The 17,201-nt window shown below is 40.6% G+C and carries 14 protein-coding genes; 1 reads left to right on the top strand and 13 read right to left on the bottom strand.

Features of this window, described 5'->3' with window-relative positions; all coding sequences use genetic code 11:
- Positions 1-54: 54 nt before the first annotated feature.
- The 8 genes from FC27_RS05410 to FC27_RS05440 all read right to left on the bottom strand — a co-directional run bounded on the left by FC27_RS05410 (position 55) and on the right by FC27_RS05440 (position 8,993).
- A complete protein-coding gene (locus FC27_RS05410) occupies positions 55-1,017 on the bottom strand; it encodes a peptidoglycan recognition protein family protein (protein ID WP_010625116.1) in 963 nt (320 codons plus the stop codon).
- A gap of 308 nt (positions 1,018-1,325) precedes the next feature.
- A complete protein-coding gene (locus FC27_RS05415; RefSeq protein WP_029508223.1) occupies positions 1,326-2,834 on the bottom strand; it encodes a DUF6056 family protein in 1,509 nt (502 codons plus the stop codon).
- A 209-nt stretch (positions 2,835-3,043) separates the two neighbouring features.
- Positions 3,044-3,718 (bottom strand): peptidoglycan recognition protein family protein, encoded by a 675-nt coding sequence (locus FC27_RS05420; protein WP_010625117.1) that lies wholly within the window; start codon positions 3,716-3,718, stop codon positions 3,044-3,046.
- Positions 3,715-4,029 carry a hypothetical protein gene (locus FC27_RS12010; protein WP_010625118.1) on the bottom strand — a complete coding sequence of 105 codons (315 nt, stop codon included), beginning with the start codon at positions 4,027-4,029 and terminating at the stop codon, positions 3,715-3,717. The genes FC27_RS05420 and FC27_RS12010 overlap by 4 nt, the downstream gene beginning before the upstream one ends.
- Positions 4,030-4,143: 114 nt before the next feature.
- Entirely contained in the window at positions 4,144-4,632 is a 489-nt protein-coding gene (locus FC27_RS05425; protein WP_010625119.1) for a sigma-70 RNA polymerase sigma factor region 4 domain-containing protein, read from the bottom strand.
- A gap of 170 nt (positions 4,633-4,802) precedes the next feature.
- Complete coding sequence (locus FC27_RS05430) at positions 4,803-5,594, bottom strand: hypothetical protein (protein WP_010625120.1); 792 nt, start codon at positions 5,592-5,594, stop codon at positions 4,803-4,805.
- 70 nt (positions 5,595-5,664) lie between these two features.
- Positions 5,665-7,977 carry a glycoside hydrolase family 73 protein gene (locus tag FC27_RS05435; RefSeq protein WP_010625121.1) on the bottom strand — a complete coding sequence of 771 codons (2,313 nt, stop codon included), beginning with the start codon at positions 7,975-7,977 and terminating at the stop codon, positions 5,665-5,667.
- Between the two features lie 779 nt (positions 7,978-8,756).
- A complete protein-coding gene (locus FC27_RS05440) occupies positions 8,757-8,993 on the bottom strand; it encodes a hypothetical protein (protein ID WP_010625122.1) in 237 nt (78 codons plus the stop codon).
- Between the two features lie 182 nt (positions 8,994-9,175).
- Between FC27_RS05440 and FC27_RS05445 the strand changes: the two genes are divergently transcribed.
- Positions 9,176-9,394 carry a hypothetical protein gene (locus tag FC27_RS05445; RefSeq protein WP_010625123.1) on the top strand — a complete coding sequence of 73 codons (219 nt, stop codon included), beginning with the start codon at positions 9,176-9,178 and terminating at the stop codon, positions 9,392-9,394.
- A 19-nt stretch (positions 9,395-9,413) separates the two neighbouring features.
- Here the strand turns inward: FC27_RS05445 and FC27_RS05450 are convergent, their stop codons facing one another.
- The 5 genes from FC27_RS05450 to FC27_RS05470 form a co-directional block, all read right to left on the bottom strand.
- The gene (locus tag FC27_RS05450) at positions 9,414-10,589 is read right to left on the bottom strand and encodes a M20 metallopeptidase family protein (protein ID WP_010625124.1); all 1,176 of its coding nucleotides are present in this window, start codon (positions 10,587-10,589) and stop codon (positions 9,414-9,416) included.
- 121 nt (positions 10,590-10,710) lie between these two features.
- Entirely contained in the window at positions 10,711-12,318 is a 1,608-nt protein-coding gene (locus FC27_RS05455; RefSeq protein ID WP_010625125.1) for a hypothetical protein, read from the bottom strand.
- A 174-nt stretch (positions 12,319-12,492) separates the two neighbouring features.
- The gene (locus tag FC27_RS05460; RefSeq protein ID WP_010625126.1) at positions 12,493-12,729 is read right to left on the bottom strand and encodes a DUF3923 family protein; all 237 of its coding nucleotides are present in this window, start codon (positions 12,727-12,729) and stop codon (positions 12,493-12,495) included.
- Between the two features lie 172 nt (positions 12,730-12,901).
- The gene (locus tag FC27_RS05465) at positions 12,902-14,521 is read right to left on the bottom strand and encodes a hypothetical protein (protein ID WP_056938079.1); all 1,620 of its coding nucleotides are present in this window, start codon (positions 14,519-14,521) and stop codon (positions 12,902-12,904) included.
- Between the two features lie 613 nt (positions 14,522-15,134).
- Positions 15,135-16,742, bottom strand: a complete 1,608-nt coding sequence (locus FC27_RS05470; protein WP_010625129.1) for a hypothetical protein — start codon at positions 16,740-16,742, stop codon at positions 15,135-15,137.
- Positions 16,743-17,201: the final 459 nt, after the last annotated feature.

A 17,201-nucleotide genomic window follows, 5' to 3' on the forward strand; every position in this document is an offset into this window, starting at 1 on the left:
TACGATTTGACTTAGAGCCGTAATTATTAATCAAATCCTTTAATTAAGCAATTTCTATTTAGCTGTAAATGTAGCATAAGTATCGATTACCCATTCGTTAGTTGATACACGATAGTAAGTATGACCATTATAAGTCTTAGATTGGTCTGTATACCAGCCAGTATTATTGGCTAGGCCACGGTTTGACTTAGTTGTTGAGCCGTCACTATTGAAACCAACTAATGGAGCCATGAAACTTGATGAGTTGTTTACTGTAACAGTACCTTCGGAACTGTTAGCTGAAACGCCACCATTGTTAGTTGTGTTTGAACCTGAGTTAGTATTTGAACCTGTACCATTCAATTGGTTATAGTAAGTATTTACTAAAGCCACGAATTGGTCCATGCCGTAATTCCACTTAGCAAAGTAGCCAGTTGGATCGGTATGTGTTGTTTCACCGTACATTTGTGATGTTTGATCATGTGATAGTACAGTCTTTCCGTATTCAACGGGTAGACCGTATTGCTTCAATTTTGAAGCAACATAATAAGCATCATTGGCAACTGAACGTGCGAATCCATCAACTGTACTTGCTTCACAAAGTTCAACTTGGATGTACTTTGAGTTAGCTGTTGGACCAGCACCCCAAACAGCATAGTCGGCACTGTGGATGTTGATGATCTCTGATGAATCAACAAAAGCGTGGACGTATGTTTGAATAGTTGGCCAATTGTTGTTGAAGTATGAAACTTCATCTTCAGCAGTAGCGCCAGGTGTAGCAGTTTCGTGAACAACAACCCCTTCTGGCTTACCAACACCATTTTCGTAAGGGATCCACTTGTTGAATGTACCTTCACGATATTGGATCGAAACTGGTTGAATACCTTGTTCTTGTATATAATTATTGATCCAAGAATCAGCTTTTACTTCTTGTTGAGCAAATGTTTGAGGAGCAACCTGTGTAGTTGCAACAAATCCAACACCTGTCAAGGCAACAGCAGTAGCGAAACTTGCAATCATCTTCTTATTTGAAAACATAAATAAACCCTTCCCACAGTTAAATTTCTCAACCAGTTCAGTTTAACAAGTTTTTAATGTTTTATGTTAATAGTAATAAAAATGTAATAATAAGGTAATTTTTAAGTATTAAAACGCCAATTTTGGAATTATTTTTAAAGTTAGCTCTCTAACCAAGTAATGAGAATCCCGTTATAACAGCTGTCGTAACCTTAATTTAAACTTGAAACTTATTAGCAATATTTTAATCAAATTTTTTGTGTATAGCGCTTACAAAATCATCCTTAAGCTTTATTTATGATTGATGATTAAGATAAGTTTAGACTAAATCAATCATTATTTTTCGGATAATCGAGTTTAAATAACCGTTGGCTAAAATCCGACCGATGATAAGCTTGCCAGTACCTGACCCCATCTGACGTAGTGTAAAGATCACCGTTAGGCATCAGACTCGGATGAGGTACTTGGTTGACTTCGGCAATAGCACCTGGGACCACATCCCTTGAGCTATGTTCCAAAAAACAATGATAATTTTGGACATTGGCGACCAGCAAAGCTAAACAACCTAAGCTTAATAAGCTAGCCATCACGGTTCTAAATCTACGTAAGTTAGGTCGAGTGAAGTGCAGTTGTCTGATCAACAAGAAGGCGAACAGGTACATGAACAAAACACCACCGAAAAATTCCCGTGCCGAATTTGGACTAGTGATGATCAAGAAAGGTCCTGTTAAAATCACACAGGAAACTAAGCAAAACCATAAAGAGAACTTAGTCGTGGCATCGACCTCCAACCAGACTGTGCTGACGATAAGATAAATTACGAAGAAAATGCCAATTAGGCTATCGTATCCTTGCAGAAATTTTGAAATATCTGGGGCAAACGTGTTTAAGGAAAAATGATTTCTCAGATATAAATTACTTAGACAGTAATAAATGGCAAATACGACTGAGAGGCTCATAACTAAGGTTGTTTTGAATGTTTGTCTTGTTCGTTGGTAATTACAAAAAAAGATGCTGCCCGTCAGCAAAAGGATCAAGATCAGGTTCAAGCTAATCAGCCAAAAATGGCTGGTCTGAGCAAATATTTGCCAACTAGCGGTAGTTGAAAGCGATATATTCCGGTAGCTTGTATGGACCCAATATGAGCCATTTGAGAACATTATCCTGGCACTAATGACTGCTCCCAACAAATATGTCAGTTGATGAAGTCGATAGCGGTGCTTTTTCAGTCGGAAGAAACCAATGGCAAACAAGCTGACTATTAGTTGATAGATGGTTAAATGTTCGACAATCAAACCTCCGCAGAGACTCAAAAAGATACTGATGATTGGCAGATATTTATTGAATTTTGATTGGTCGAAGTAATCGTTTTTCAGGATCAGTAAATAAGCGAAGATGAAGACCATCCCACAGACGTAATTGACGAAAGCAGCATACCAGAGCCAAGTCGTGGTTAGAAATGGTCGACTTAGCGTGAATGGCAATAACAGGCTCAAAAACAAGATCAGTTTACTTTTTCCGACCAGTCGGGCGAGCAAGTAAACCAATAACACGCTGAAAGCTCCGAAGATCAAGTAACTAACGATCGGATGGTGGCTGCTGAAGATCATGGTCAGATTCGACAGATAACGGCCATTGCTGGAACCGCCGATATACTGCTGGTCGCTCAAAGTATAAAAATGATGTCTCAGCAAAAATCTACCCGCAGGACCCCACCAAAATTGATCGTCACCAAATGGCACGATGACGATTTTTAAAATTGCAAAATATAATCCATATAAGGTCAACCACAAGGCTGTTTTGTGGGTTTTAACATTTGCCCAAGTGTTATTGAACATTTTCCAATCCTACCTATGAATTCATTTATTAAAATTATTATAGGATTGATTCAGTTCACATTTGACCGAGTTTGTGAAATATAATTTATCCTTAAGTGAATGAAAAAAGCCACCTCGCAATTGAGGTGGCTTTGATTTTGCCAAAGTTCGGCGATTTATCTATTTAATTTCCGTCAAAATTTCTAGGGAGGTGAAATCCTGCCAGATGATTAAGCAGATGGTGTGAATTGGCAATAAGTATCTTCGACCCATTCGTTAGTCGAGACGCGATAGTACTTGTGACCTTGATACATCCTGCTTTGATCAGTGAACCAGCCAGTGTTGTTAGCTAAACCACGAGTTCCTTCTTCAGCTGAACCGTCAGCATTGAAAGATAATAATGGCACGGCGAAACTAGCTGGGTTATTAGCTTTTACGACACCGTTGTGCAAACTGATGCTTGGTTGGTCTGGTTGAGGCTTGACCTCAGGTTGAGCTGGTTGGACTGGCTGTGCTGGTGTTCCATCGACACTACCAGTTGCTTTTAAATTGTTATAGTATTTTTCGATCAATTGATTGAATTGATTCATATCATAACCCCATTTGGCAAAATAACCATCGGGATCAGTATGAGTAGTTTGTCCCCACCATTGTGCGGCCTGATGATGTGAGACGACAGTTTTGTTAGCAATATATGGCAAGTTGTATTGGATCAATTTTGATGCGACGTAATAAGCGTCATTTGAGATCGAACGAGCAAATTGGTCTTCGCTATTAACTTGACATAATTCAACTTGGACGTAACGATTGTTGGCTGCTGGACCAGCACCCCACACACCGTAATCGGTGTTATGGATGTTGATGATCTTGTTGTTGTCAACGAAGGCATGCACATAAACGTTCATGTTGCGCCAGTTGCGGTTGAAGTAAGATAGTCGTTTTCAGCCGTTGCGTTTGGCGTAGCTGTCTCATGGATCAAGATACCTTGCGGCTTACCTGCCCCATCAGCGTATCCAAACCACTGGCTGAAAGTCCCTTCGCGGTTTTCGATTGATACTGGTTTGATGTTGTGGGCTGAAATATAGTCATTCACCCAAGCACCGGCTTTGACTTCTTGAGTCATCGCCAGAGGCGTTACCTGTGTGGTGACGAATCCTACTCCAGAAAGAGCAAGAGCAGTGACTGCACTAGCAACAAATTTTCCCTTTGAAAACATGGTTGTTTCCCCCAAATCTATTAATGTTTAAATCTTATCAAAACGGTCTGTACCATAATGGAAAGTTACCGTATTGTAACCTTAAAGTAAACTATAATTATTAAAAATAGTTTCTTATGAAAGCCGTTTACAGAGCTTTTCTTTGAGAGCATTGCGATGGTAGCGCAGATTGCGGGTACTGCATTGATACTTTTCAGCTAATTGATTCAGTGGTACTTCGTTAATAAAATGGTCAAAAAAGATTTCCTTTTCTATATCTGACAAGTCATCCAAATCTAATTCACCGAGATCAGAGACGATATCGGATCGTTTTACCCGTTCAAAGTCGAAGACTTCTAAGGAATGAACATCAAAATATCTCTGTTGGCGTCTTAAGATATCAGTCAGACGCCAGACTAATTTTTGAAAAATATAGACGTTGAACTTGTCAGGGTCGCGCTCTTGTTCAAAATAATCACAGTAGACCTGGGCATAGATGATGACGCCCTCCTGGAAATAGTCCTGGTAGTCGTTTCCGTGATGGTATATGTGAAGTCGTTTCAATACTCCGTGGATCAGTTTTTCGTTGGCGATGGCTGCTTGAAATCCGGTCGTTAGTTCCATTGCGAGTCTCCTAATCGTTAACTCACAAGCGCTTGTGGTAGCACTAATATAACTAATTAATTTCGGTAATAATAACGGCCGTTTTGGTTAATGAAGTCCAGAATAATCAACTTTTATAAAATGACCGGCTCAGCAAAACCTTTCAGACCAACGTTTGTATGCGCAAATGACTAATAATGTTTCATTTTGTGATAGATACGGATCTTCTCTTTGGATGCTTCAGCAGAGTCGATGCCAATGTCGTTACGAGAGAAATCTCGAGTCAGTTTATCCATGTGGCGGTCACGGATCGAACTCACCTGCGCCAAAGTCTTCGGCACCAATTGGTGGACGTCGCAGAGACAAGCCGTGAACTGATCGGTCAGACCAACATTCTGGTGCAATGGCGAAAATTTTCCAAAACTACTAACTTCTAAAGCCCACATTTGCAGATGTGTTTCAGCAAACAAGCAAGCGTTATGGACCTTGGTCCGCAAGTCAAATTGCTTTTTTGGTAGATGTATCTCAATCCCATTAGTGGCCGTAAAACAGGCTAGGTCGTCTTGGCTGCGGAACTTTTCGACCATATGGAGCCCGATCCAGTCGGGATTTTTATGGCGTTTACCTGCCATCGGCATGTAGACCACGTGGCCATAGACTAAAGGCAGATGATCTGGCAAGTTCAAGTGTTGAGCAATTTGTCGAGCAGGTATAAAGCCTACTCCATTTAGATCATGGTATTCATTGAACAATTGTCGTGATGTACGGTCAGTGTAAAAGACACCGAGTTTGGCATGGATAACGATCGACTTACCATAGGGGCAATCATCCAAGCCGAGCACCGCGATCATAAGATTATCGACAACAAAATCCTCATGGACGTACAAGCGGTCGATGTTTGCTTGGTGCGACAGTGATTCACGAGTAATCGGAGTTCCTAAAAACAGACTGAGATTCAATTTTGCTTCAATAATGATAAACACTCCTTCAAAATCAATTTTTTGGTATTAAAAAAGCCGGACTCATAAATATGAGTCCGGCTCAAAAAAACTATTAATTTGCAGGAGTAAACAAGCAGTACTTACCGCTGACCCAGCCAGCTGGTACTTCGTACCAAGTTTGGCCATCAACGATCTGCTTAGAAGTTACTTTCCAAGTTGTCCCATCTGCCAAACGAGTTCCAGTGAACCTGTTGTTAGCAGCTGGAGAATTGTACACATTGACTCCATATCCAGGGATATAGTTGATCTTAACTGTTCCTTCAACGGTCTTGATATAGTTGGAACCTAAGACTTGGACATCGTTAGCGCTGACCCATTGGTCAGTCGAAACACGATACCAAACTGATCCATCAGAGTGAGTCGAATTCTTGTCAGTCCGCCAGTTAGTCCCATTGACTAAACTAGTTGAAAGCAAGTCATGCTTAGTGTTGTATAACTTAGCACTAGGAGTCGTTACGATCCGTAAGACATCAGGATAGTCGACTGTAACATCGTTCAGGTAATCATCATTAGATGATAACTTAGACTTTTGCACAACGTCAGAAGCTAAAACATAAGCACCTGTACCAACATAGAAGAAAGTATTGTTGTCGTTATCTGTGACATAAGCAGTCGTCTTCCATTCAGAAGAGTAAGGCAAGATCATTGCAGTCGGCGAATTAGTATTAGCGGCGCTATAAACAATCGCACCAGTATCACCAGTTACGATCACAGTGTCATCGATTTTTACAGGTGGCTCAGTTTCCGTGCCACCCTCAGATTGAAGCTGGATATCAGTAGCCAAAACATATTCACTCGTTGAAACTTGATAGAAGACATTGCCACTGTCATCAACGACTTTTGAGACGACCTTCCAAGGGGCACCGTATCCCAAAGCACGGGCAGATGGTTGGTTGATATCAGCGTTGTCATAAATTTGAGCATTGTCCATATTCGTTACGACCGCCACATCATTGATAGCAGTTTGGGTACCTTTGACGCCATTGTCAGGCACTGTTGTCGTACCAGTATCAGTATCAGTACCTGTCCCCTCACCAGAGGAATTATTGTTGTCACTCAAGTTTGGATTAGATTCTGAATCAGTATCATATTTAGTTAGATCATAAGACTCAATAATATTGTTCAAAGTAGATGCGTAGTTAGGTGCAGTAGCACAGCGACCTTGCAACCAAGCAGTGGCATCCTTATAAGAAGTCGTATTTTCCTTCCAAGTACCACTGTAATAAGAAGAATCCCAAGCTAGACCATTCCGCAATTTATCACCATTGTCCAAAAATGATTGATAAAAACTAGGATACTTTCTAAAGTTAGCATAGATCTTGTACCAACCCTGATCAGCACTCCACTCACTAGTAGGCATCGAAACATAGGCACCGTTATAGTCACCCTTGATACCAAACAAATTATTCGCATCGACTGCTAGATCAGACTGACCCCAGCCACTTTCTAAAATAGCCTGAGCCAACATTACTGAAGCATACAAATTGTATTCGCCAGCAGCCTGTTGAGCCATCGGTGCAGATTCAGCAATGAACTCATCTTGCTGTGAAGTCGTTGCAGCCTGAGTGACCGCACCATCAGAAGTAGCGCTCCGCTCCAAAACAGTCCCATCGTTAGTCGGTAAAACTTGCGAATTGGTTTCAGGAGAAGCAGAAATAGCTTCTTGGACCGCCCGGGAAAAACCAGGCGCAGTCTTAACTGCAGTAGCAGTGTCACCAGTTTCCGATTCTTCAGAAGCTTGTGAAGCAGTAGCCTCAGACGAACTCTGATTCTCAGTAGATTCAGAAGTTGAAGCAGAATCTGATGTTTCAGAATCATCGTTTTCTTCAGCAACATTATTTGTTTCAATATCAGTATTTACTTCAGTACCAGTATTTACTTCAGTACCAGTATTTACTTCAGTACCAGTATTTACTTCAGTACCAGTATTTACTTCAGTACCAGTATTTACTTCGGTAGCAGTTTCAGTATCATTAGCTGATTTTTCAGTAGTTGCAGTATCTTCGTTAGTAGCTGAGCTTGCATTTTCAGTCGGGTCAGCAACTGAAGACGAAGCTTGGACTGATGCAACAGATTTGTCTGGAACCGCAGAATCAGCGTCACGAGAATCACCATCAACAGCCTCATCAGAAGCAGTCTCAGGAACAGATTCAGTAACAGGAGCACCCTGTGCATCCATAACACTAGCAACAGTAGGATCTTTCACCGCACCAGTAGTAGCAGAGTCTTGTTGGTCAGCGTCAGCATCATTAGCGTCCTTGTCATTAGCAGAAACAGAAGCCTGTACATGAGACGTAGTAGAGGAAATACCCACAGCAGCCAAAAAACTAGCAAAAGCTGTAGAAACAACCCATTTCTTATTCATTGACGTTACCCCCAATTTTTTATTCTTAAAACAATTTTACAATCAGACAAAACCAACATCAATAAGACAGCCCCAAACATAAAAAAGTCTAAACATTTAGATAAGGGAAATTTAAGAATTGGAAAAAAACAGAGCGTAAAATCAAATGCACCTCCCCCCGGAGCATAAGACCGGGAAATACGGAGCCGGCCCGCCCGGCCGCGGAGTGTTTCACGGGCTTATGTCGTAGGGGGGAATTTGATTTTGCGCGTTTCAGATCAGAGCGTTAGGCGGGACGGTCAGCTGCTGAGCATAGCCNGCTTATGTCGTAGGGGGGAATTTGATTTTGCGCGTTTCAGATCAGAGCGTTAGGCGGGACGGTCAGCTGCTGAGCATAGCCGCGGCTGGCAGACCAGACGGCGGTTTCAGCCGTCCTGCCAGCCGTAGCTAAGCGGAGGCCGCTGTCCCATTTTGCGCGTTTCAGATAGAGCGCTATTTCCCACGGGTGATTCCGGGGCATAAGGCAGAAAGGCGGTAAGGGCCCGTCAGGCCCAGAGCCTTTTTGACTTGTGCACCGGAGTCAGTGGGAAAGTGCGCGTTTCCGCTATAAAACAGTAGAGATTTGGCAACCTAGAGTGAACCATTACTACAAACCAGGAAAAGTTTGGCAACTCAAAGTGAACCAATCCCAACTACCAAGCAACATTCAACAACCCAAAGTGAACCAATCAAATATATCATCAACATCAAAAATTCCACCGAAAAAAAAAGAAGCCCATCAAATCGGCTCCCCAAAAAATCTAATCTGTTTCAATAAAATCAACATACTCGGCTTCGATCCACTCGCCATCTTGAGCGATCCGATAAAATACTTTGCCGTCGTCGCCAGTCCCCTTTGCGTCAGTATACCAAGAAGATTGGCCCTTAACGAATTTATCCTGTAGCATCTTGCGGTTTGCTTCATAAGTATCGAACAAGAACACAACATAACGCTCGTCTTGATTTACTTTCACGATACCATTTACATTTTCAAGCATTGTTATACCACCCTTTAAAAACTTCTGATGATTTCATTATACATTAAGCTTGGGAAAATTGGTTGAGAAGATGGACTCTTAGAAAACTTTTAAAACTATTGTAATTTTGCAGTAATAACCAATTCACCGATATAGCGCATAGTATGATATAGATAATAACATATTTTCAAAGGAGGGCTTGTTTGAAAAGCAATACACGCAGATACTATGCATGGTTCAGTGGAATCGTCATCTTATTGATCACCATTTTCGGCAGAACGCCCTTTATCAACTGGATGAACGACCTCGGCATCTACAACGAATGGCTGATTTTCTTCTGCTGGCTCTTTATCGTCGTCTTCATGGTCACCTTCTCAGAAGTATCCTGGTATCGATATCAACAACACAAGAAAACGCGATGACTTTTGTCACCGCGTTTTTTTACAATTTTCCACCAGCAGCCAAATAATTCAAAACATCGACTGCCACTTGTTCATCTAACTTAACACCAAATTTCAAAGCGTCCGGATTAGCAACAAAATCAGGATTATGCATGATTGACTGACCCTTGTTACCCAAAATCACGTAGCAACCAGGGACCTCCTGTTCCATCGTTGCAAAATCGTCATCCCCATCAGCATCAGGAAATGGTATCTCTTGCAAAAAGTTGCTAGCAGAACCTTTGACGATCGACGTCAACTTCTGATTATTGAAAACTTGCGTCGGTCCTTGGTCCCACTCAATATCGACAGTCTGGTCAAAGGCTATGGCGGTGTTTTGAATGATTTGATAAAGATGCTTTTTAGCACTTTGACGGCTTTCTTCAGACGATGACCGCAATGTCCCTTTGAAAGAACATTCTTGAGGGATGACATTATTAGCCGTTCCACCATCGATCTGACCAACCGTCACAACTACTCGATCGGCCGGGTCAACATTACGACTAACGACCGTCTGTAATAGATTGATCATTTCAGCCGCTGTCACGATCGGATCTTTCCCGATTTGAGGAGCTGATGCATGTGACCCTACTCCATGGACCGTTACTTGAAAGTTATCGTTTGAGGCCATGATCCGACCTGCTCTGATCCCGACAGTCCCAACAGGTGCTATTGAAACATCATGAAACGCAAATGCAGCATCGACATTTTTCAAGACACCAGCCTCGACCATTTCTTTAGCACCGAGATGCTTTTCTTCACCGGGTTGGAACAACAAACGAACCGTCCCATGCAATTGGTCTTTTTCTTGCATCAATAAAGCAGCTGCACCTAACAAAGCTGAAAAATGGAAATCATGGCCACATGAATGGGCAACGCCGGGAATTTTTGATTTGTATTCAAGGTCTGTGGCTTCATCCATCGGCAAAGCGTCAATATCTGCCCGTAAAGCGACCATTGGTCCATTAGCGTCGCCAACTATGTCAGCTACGACCCCTGTTTCCAAGTTGAAATCCTTAATAGGGATATTTAGTAGATTCAATTCTTGCTCAATACGCTTGGTCGTCCAAGTCTCTTTTCCCGCTAATTCTGGGTGTTGGTGGACTTCCTTGAAGAAGTCGACGACATGTTCTTCAAGTGTTGGTGAGATCAAATTAGTCAGTGCTTGTTCAGACATATAATTTCCTCCATTTCTGAATCTGTTTCAGGATAGCATCGATATGAAGGAAAAAATTTCCATTTATGAATAATTTGTTTTTCAAATAAAAAAGATGCTGCCGTGTGGCAACATCTTCTGATTAATTAATGTTAACGCCGGTTCCTTCTTTGACCCATTCGTCAGTTGAAACACGATAGTATTTTGAACCATCATTAGCAATGCCGACTTGATCAGTTGCCCAGCCTGAAGCACCTGGAAGTGCGCGGTTGGTCCGTGAACCTGCTTTATTGAACAGCATATAGATGAATCCGGATGGTCCATCTAATGAGACTGTTTTATATCCGGATAACTGCATGATATCCTTGAACATTTGTGGCTTAGTTTCAGAGAATTTAACGTCTTCCGCATTGACCCACTCGTTAGTCGAAACACGATACTGTTTAGCACCAGTCTTCGAGTTGACCCGATATTGGTCAGTTGCCCAACTAGTCGATGGAGCAAGCGCTCTAGTAGTTTGAGCATTGTCACCATCAACTAACAGAGCCACGTCATCATTGACAGTCAAGGTACCAGTTTGATCAGTCGTCTTCCAAACACCAACTTCATCAGCCGGATCGGTATCACCGTCAGTATCAGGCTTTTCCGTGTCGGGATTTTCAGTATCAGGATTTTCTGTGCCTGGTTTATCGGTATCAGGATTTTCAGTAGCTGGTTCATCCACAACATCGACTTCACGGATATAAGTCAAAGTATTATCATCCGAATTGATCATGTTCCATTTAACATCGTTGCCATTAACAGTAAAGACAACATCAGAACTGTTCATTGCTTGCGATGCTAAATCAGAAACTTTGAGGTCGTCATTGAATTGAATAACGACAGGTTGATAATATTTAGCATCCTTTTCCGTGAAAGTATTGCCAAGAGAAACTGGATCTGTAGCATTGCGAGCATCTTTAGCACTCGAGTAAAGACTTGAACTTGGGTCGATGCTCTTCACGGCAACGTTGTCGCCTTGATTATTAGTGATCGTCGTATTAGCAGTTGCACTAGTCGACAGCGTTACATCAGTCGTCTTGCTACCAAGATCCACATTGATTGGTGACTTGTAGTCGATCTTCAAATTGTTGGCTTGAGCGACTGTCTTAGTATTATTAGTAAAAGTTATTTCTTTGGTATTAACGACTTTCTTAGCGGCATTGGTCGAAGTGATCGTCAACTTGATCTGATTGCCATTACCATTCATCAAAGAATCGAACAGTTTCCCCATATCGTTGGCCGAATAATCACCAGAAGTGATCGTGAAAGTATTGCCAGTTCCCTGAGAAATAACTGCACGTTGATCCTGGTCGACCAACTTCAAGTCACTCAACAATTTAGCAAAGGTCCCTGAATTCAAGGGCTTTTGGAAATTATTCAAAAGTAAATCCTTCGTCAGGATGACTGGATTATTCTCGTCATAAGTGACATCTTTGAGCTGATTGACTGTATCGTTAGCCAATTGTTCACTGGTTTTCTCCGCTGGCGTATCAGTATCCGTTCCAGTATCTGTATCGCCTTTATTCGAAAATGCACCGACTATTTTATCGAAGATACCCTTGACAGTATCAAAAATGCCAGAAAGGTCGATAGCCCCTGCGGTCTGGACCGTGGGTTCAGTGGTAGCAGCGAAACTCGTCGTTGTAGCAACTGGAGTGACGGCAACCAAAGTAACCGCTATCATACCAGCCAGACTCGTCTTCTTCATTATATAAATCCCCCTTCGTATATATCATTAATATCCCTTTATAACTTAAATAATATATAATAATTAGGTTTTATTCAATCAAATTAGACGATTATTTGTAATTAACTTCAAGTTCAGACTTTTATTTATCATAACCATAAAAAAAGACTTCAATTCAGCAATGAATTGAAGTCTTTATTGATCGTTTTTACCTTGCTTTTTATCAGACCGTTTGATGAAGTATAAAGCCAGCCACTGGAACAATCCAATAAAAATCAGAAAGACCCCGAGAATCGCCAGCGTAGCGAACTTCAATTGATTAGTCTGATAGATCCCCGCACCGTCATATTTTCTGAGCATAATGTTGACTGCGTTACCTAGGATCAAGACGATCCAGAAGATATTCACGATCCACCAAAGCTTAATTTTCATATCCCTTTTTACCCCCTAATTACGAAGGTTCATTAGGCTATTATACTCCCATTAGTCAAAAAAAATACCGTCAATCCCAAAAGGAAATTGACGGCACGTTTAAAGTTATCAAGAATAAAATTTGCTCAATAACTTACTCTTATATGCAAAAATTTATCGCGCGTGATTCAAATTAGTTAAATGTGACACCTGTACTTAATTGAACCCATTCGTCAGTTGATACACGGTAGTAAGTGTTGCCTTGTGCATCTGTAGCTGATTTGTCTGTGTACCAAGCACTGTTACCTGACAAACCACGGTTTGAACGACCACCATTAGCGTTGAATAAAGCGTAAACGAAACCTGTAGGTCCAGCTAAACTAACACTGTGACTACCTGACAAGTTTGTGATGCTTTGCAAACCAGCTGTTGTGTTTGGTTCAGCAAAGTTGACATCTTCAGCGTTTACCCATTCGTGTGTTGATACACGGTATTGTTCACGACCAGTTTCAGTGTTGACACGCATCTTGTCTGTTTGCCATGCTGAGTTAGCAGCAAGTGAACGAGATGAGTCTGATTGATCGTTTGTCAAACTAGCAACATGATTACCGACAGTTACGACACCCTTTTGATCAACTGTTGTCCATGTTGAATCTGTTGATGTATTGTCATCTGTATTTGAGTTGTCGTTGGTGTTGTTATCATCAGTATTTGTGTTGTCGTCTGTGTTAGTGTCATCAGAAGTTTCTGAGTCACCAACATGGATAGCACGAACATATGTGATTGAGTTGGCATCTTTGTCAAGGTTAGCTTTTTGAGCATCTTTGTCATTCAATGTGATAACTGAATCATTACCAGTTTGGTTTTGCCAATCTTGCCAGATTTGGTCAACATTTACAGCATCTTTGTCAAATGTCAAAGTAACTGGTTGATAGTATGTGGCATCGTCGTTAACGAATGTTCCACCTAAATTCAATGGAGATGTTTGGTGGATGGCATCATTTTGTGAAGCGTACAATTGACCGGCAACAGCTGTTTTATATTTAACGTCAGTGCCAGCTTCGTTAGTTATCTTAGCATCGATACTATCTGAAAGTCTTGTGTTAACGATATCTGAACCTTTTTTAACATCAACGGGTGTAGTGAAAGCAACGTTAACTGCACTTGAAGGAACGGTTACTTTAGTGTTGTTAGTAAATGTGATTTGTTTATTAACTAAGACAGCATCATCATTGGCAGGATCTGTTACAACAATATTGACCTTGAATGATTCACCGTTACCATTTTTAACCATGCTTTGATAAATGATAGGGAAATCTGAAGCATTTTTTGAAGCAGTAACTTTAACGTTCAGTTTTGAAACTTTACCGTTAGTAAAGATATTCTTGGCATCTGAACTTACAGCATTGGCTTCAAGTAAATCGTTGTATAGATCTGCAACGCCAATACTGTCAGCTTGGTTAGCTGTATTTAAACCACCAAAACTATCGTCAGTTACATGATTAGCATCAACGTCATTATTGTCATAACTAACATCTTTTAAACCTTCAATAGTTTTTGTTAAAGTTTGTACTTTAGTATCTGCTTTGTTAACAGCGCCCTTGTCAACATCTGTGTTATCAAAAAGCTTTTGCAAATAACTAAACACTTGCTTGAGTATATTAACAATATCGTTTGAGCTACTTGCTTGAGTATTTGCAGTAGTTACTGTTGTTGCAGCTTCAACGGTTGTAGCGTTTAAATCGGTAGTAGTTACTGGTGCAACTGCTAACAATGTAGCGGCAGCGATTCCAGCATATTTAATTTTCTTCATAATATCCTCCCGAGGATTTATAGTTACGTATTCCCCCTCAAAAAAGGATGAACCACGCATATAAAAGTTTATTAGAGTTGGATGTTACTTGCAATAACTATTTTTATACATAAATAAAACTTTAACAATTTTTAGACAAAAAAAAAGGCCCCAGTGAGTGATGAAAATCTCATTGGGACCTTTTAAGGATTTGCGTATTTTCCATAAATAAATATAGCTAATTTAAAGGGAAAATACCACTACTTTTTAACTATTATATCAACAAACAATATTGACATATTATCAGTCGGTATATTCAAAATTAATTTAATCTAACACCTGTACCTGCTTTGACCCATTCATCGGTCGAAACACGGTAATAGGTGTTGCCTTGATCATCGGTAGCTGTCTTATCAGTGTACTAGCCTGATTCACCTGCTAATCCACGGCTTGAACGTTTGCCATCCTTGCTGAACAAAGCGTAAACGAAACCTTTTGGTCCAGCCAAGTTGACTGTGTTGTGACCGTTTAAGTTGGAGATATTTGTTAGGAGACCGCCAGAAATTTCGTTGCCTTGAGCTTCAGATTCAGTAACGGCTAAAGCGTTGACCCATTCGTGAGTCGAAACACGATATTAGATTTCACCAGTCTTAACGTTTGTCCGGTATTGATCAGTCTTCCAATCAGTATCAGGAGCAAGTGAGCGGCTAGTTAGATTATTATCGTCGTTGTACAATCTAGCAAGCTTGTTGTTGACGGTAACAACGCCTGACTTCTTGTTGATCTTCCAGTCACCTTTGATGACACCATCGTCGTTGTTAGTCTTAGCAGGCTGTTTTTGTTCGTTGTTATCAGAGATTTGTGTCTTTTCAGCACCAACTGTGATCTCACGAATGAAAGTCACAGAGTTTTTGTCATTATTAACATCAGCTTGTGAAGCTTCTGTACCATTCAATTTAATGGAATTTGATTTATCTTTATCCATATTTTGAAGCAATGTTCCAACATTAAGATTCTTGCCCTTAGCAAAAGTTAATGTGACTGGTTGATAATAAGTTGCACCCTTCTTAGAAAAAGTTGGAGACTTCAAAGATGTACTATTATCACCTTTACGAGCTTCAGTCTCACTGGAATAAAAATATCCAGGGTCGGCTGTATAGTCAATAGGGTCACCATTTTGATCAGTTACAACAGCATGGCCTTCGCCTGACAGTTGATACTTAACTGTTGAAGAACCAACTTCGACATTGATTGGTGTGTCATATTTGATATTCATTTGAGTGACCACACTTTGAGGTGCTGCGTTATTAGTAAAGACCAGATCCTTACTGTAAACAGAAGTACCCTTAGGATCATACAAAGTTACTGGAAGATCAAAATGAGCACCGTGACCGTTTTCTCTAGTAGTATTAACTAGTTTTGCAAAATCAGCTGCTGAATATTTATCCGTATCGCCAAATTTAATCTTATAGCCTAATTTGAGCAATTGATTAATATCTTTTGTGAAAGTGCCATCTTTATCATCGACTCCGAGGTCCTGAAGATGTATGCTGCTGAATCCTGAAGCATCAAGCGATTTACCATAAATACCATTAATACTACTGAACGATGGCATAACTGCTGAATTCGTACCAGATCCATAGTTTGAATTGCTCAATGAATCAAAAAGTTGTGAAATCGTTACTACGTCTTCTTCTTCACCAGTGTCTTTATTAACAACCTTCTTACCCAAAAGACGTTGACCCTCATCAGCAAACTTAATAAGCGTATCTCCAGCATCGCTAATCAATCTGATAATTAAAGGAGCCTTGTGCTTATTGACATTGGCTGGAGTCTTTTTTCCGCCTTGATCTGTACCAGGTGCAGCATGAGTTTTTTGTACTGGTTTATGTGCAATGGATTGTTCAACTTTGTTAATTGCCTTTGAAGTAGTTTGTATAGCATACTTCCCTGGGTACCATCCATTTCCTAGATTTAAGTGCCAACCATAAGGTGTTGGCGTAACCTGCTGTATTCCCTGCACATTACGTTGTTGATCTCCGCTATTTTGACCTTGGACGTTAGCGGGTTGATCATTGTTGCTTTGTCCTTGAACGTTAGCTGGTTGGCCAGCTTGGTTTTGTCCCTGGACGTTGGTGGTTGTCTGTTGTGTGGCAGCCTTGACTGTGGCTGGTGTCACGACGACTGGCGCTATGGTCAATAGCGTAGCTGCGGCGATACCGGCGTACTTAATTTTTCTCATATTATCCTCCCCTGTGACGACACGTTGTTTTGTGGTAGTGTCGTTGCGCTATACACGCAATTTGAGAATAAGTCCGAGCAAAATTTTCAACAATAAAAAGCTTAATTTCTTACGTTAAACTTAACTTTAAGTTTACACAAAATTTACACAATCGAACAAACTTAATATTGAGAAATTATTATCCTAATAATCAACTAACTTAGTGTCAACGACTCCAACTATCATCAATTAAAATGCACATTTGTAATCCTCTCGTGAATCATAATTTTAATAAATATATTAATCGATTGATTATTAATATTGTTAATTATTTCACAGCGTGTTATACTGACTTTGTCGACAGATAGTATTCCGGAATTTACAGAACTTCGTTGGACCATCTCGAGCTGACAAACATTCCTGATTAAAATTTAAAAGCAAAATACGGTTTAACTCACAAGCACATTCAAGTCGTTAATT

Source organism: Companilactobacillus versmoldensis DSM 14857 = KCTC 3814, from assembly GCF_001434295.1.
GTDB lineage: Bacteria > Bacillota > Bacilli > Lactobacillales > Lactobacillaceae > Companilactobacillus > Companilactobacillus versmoldensis.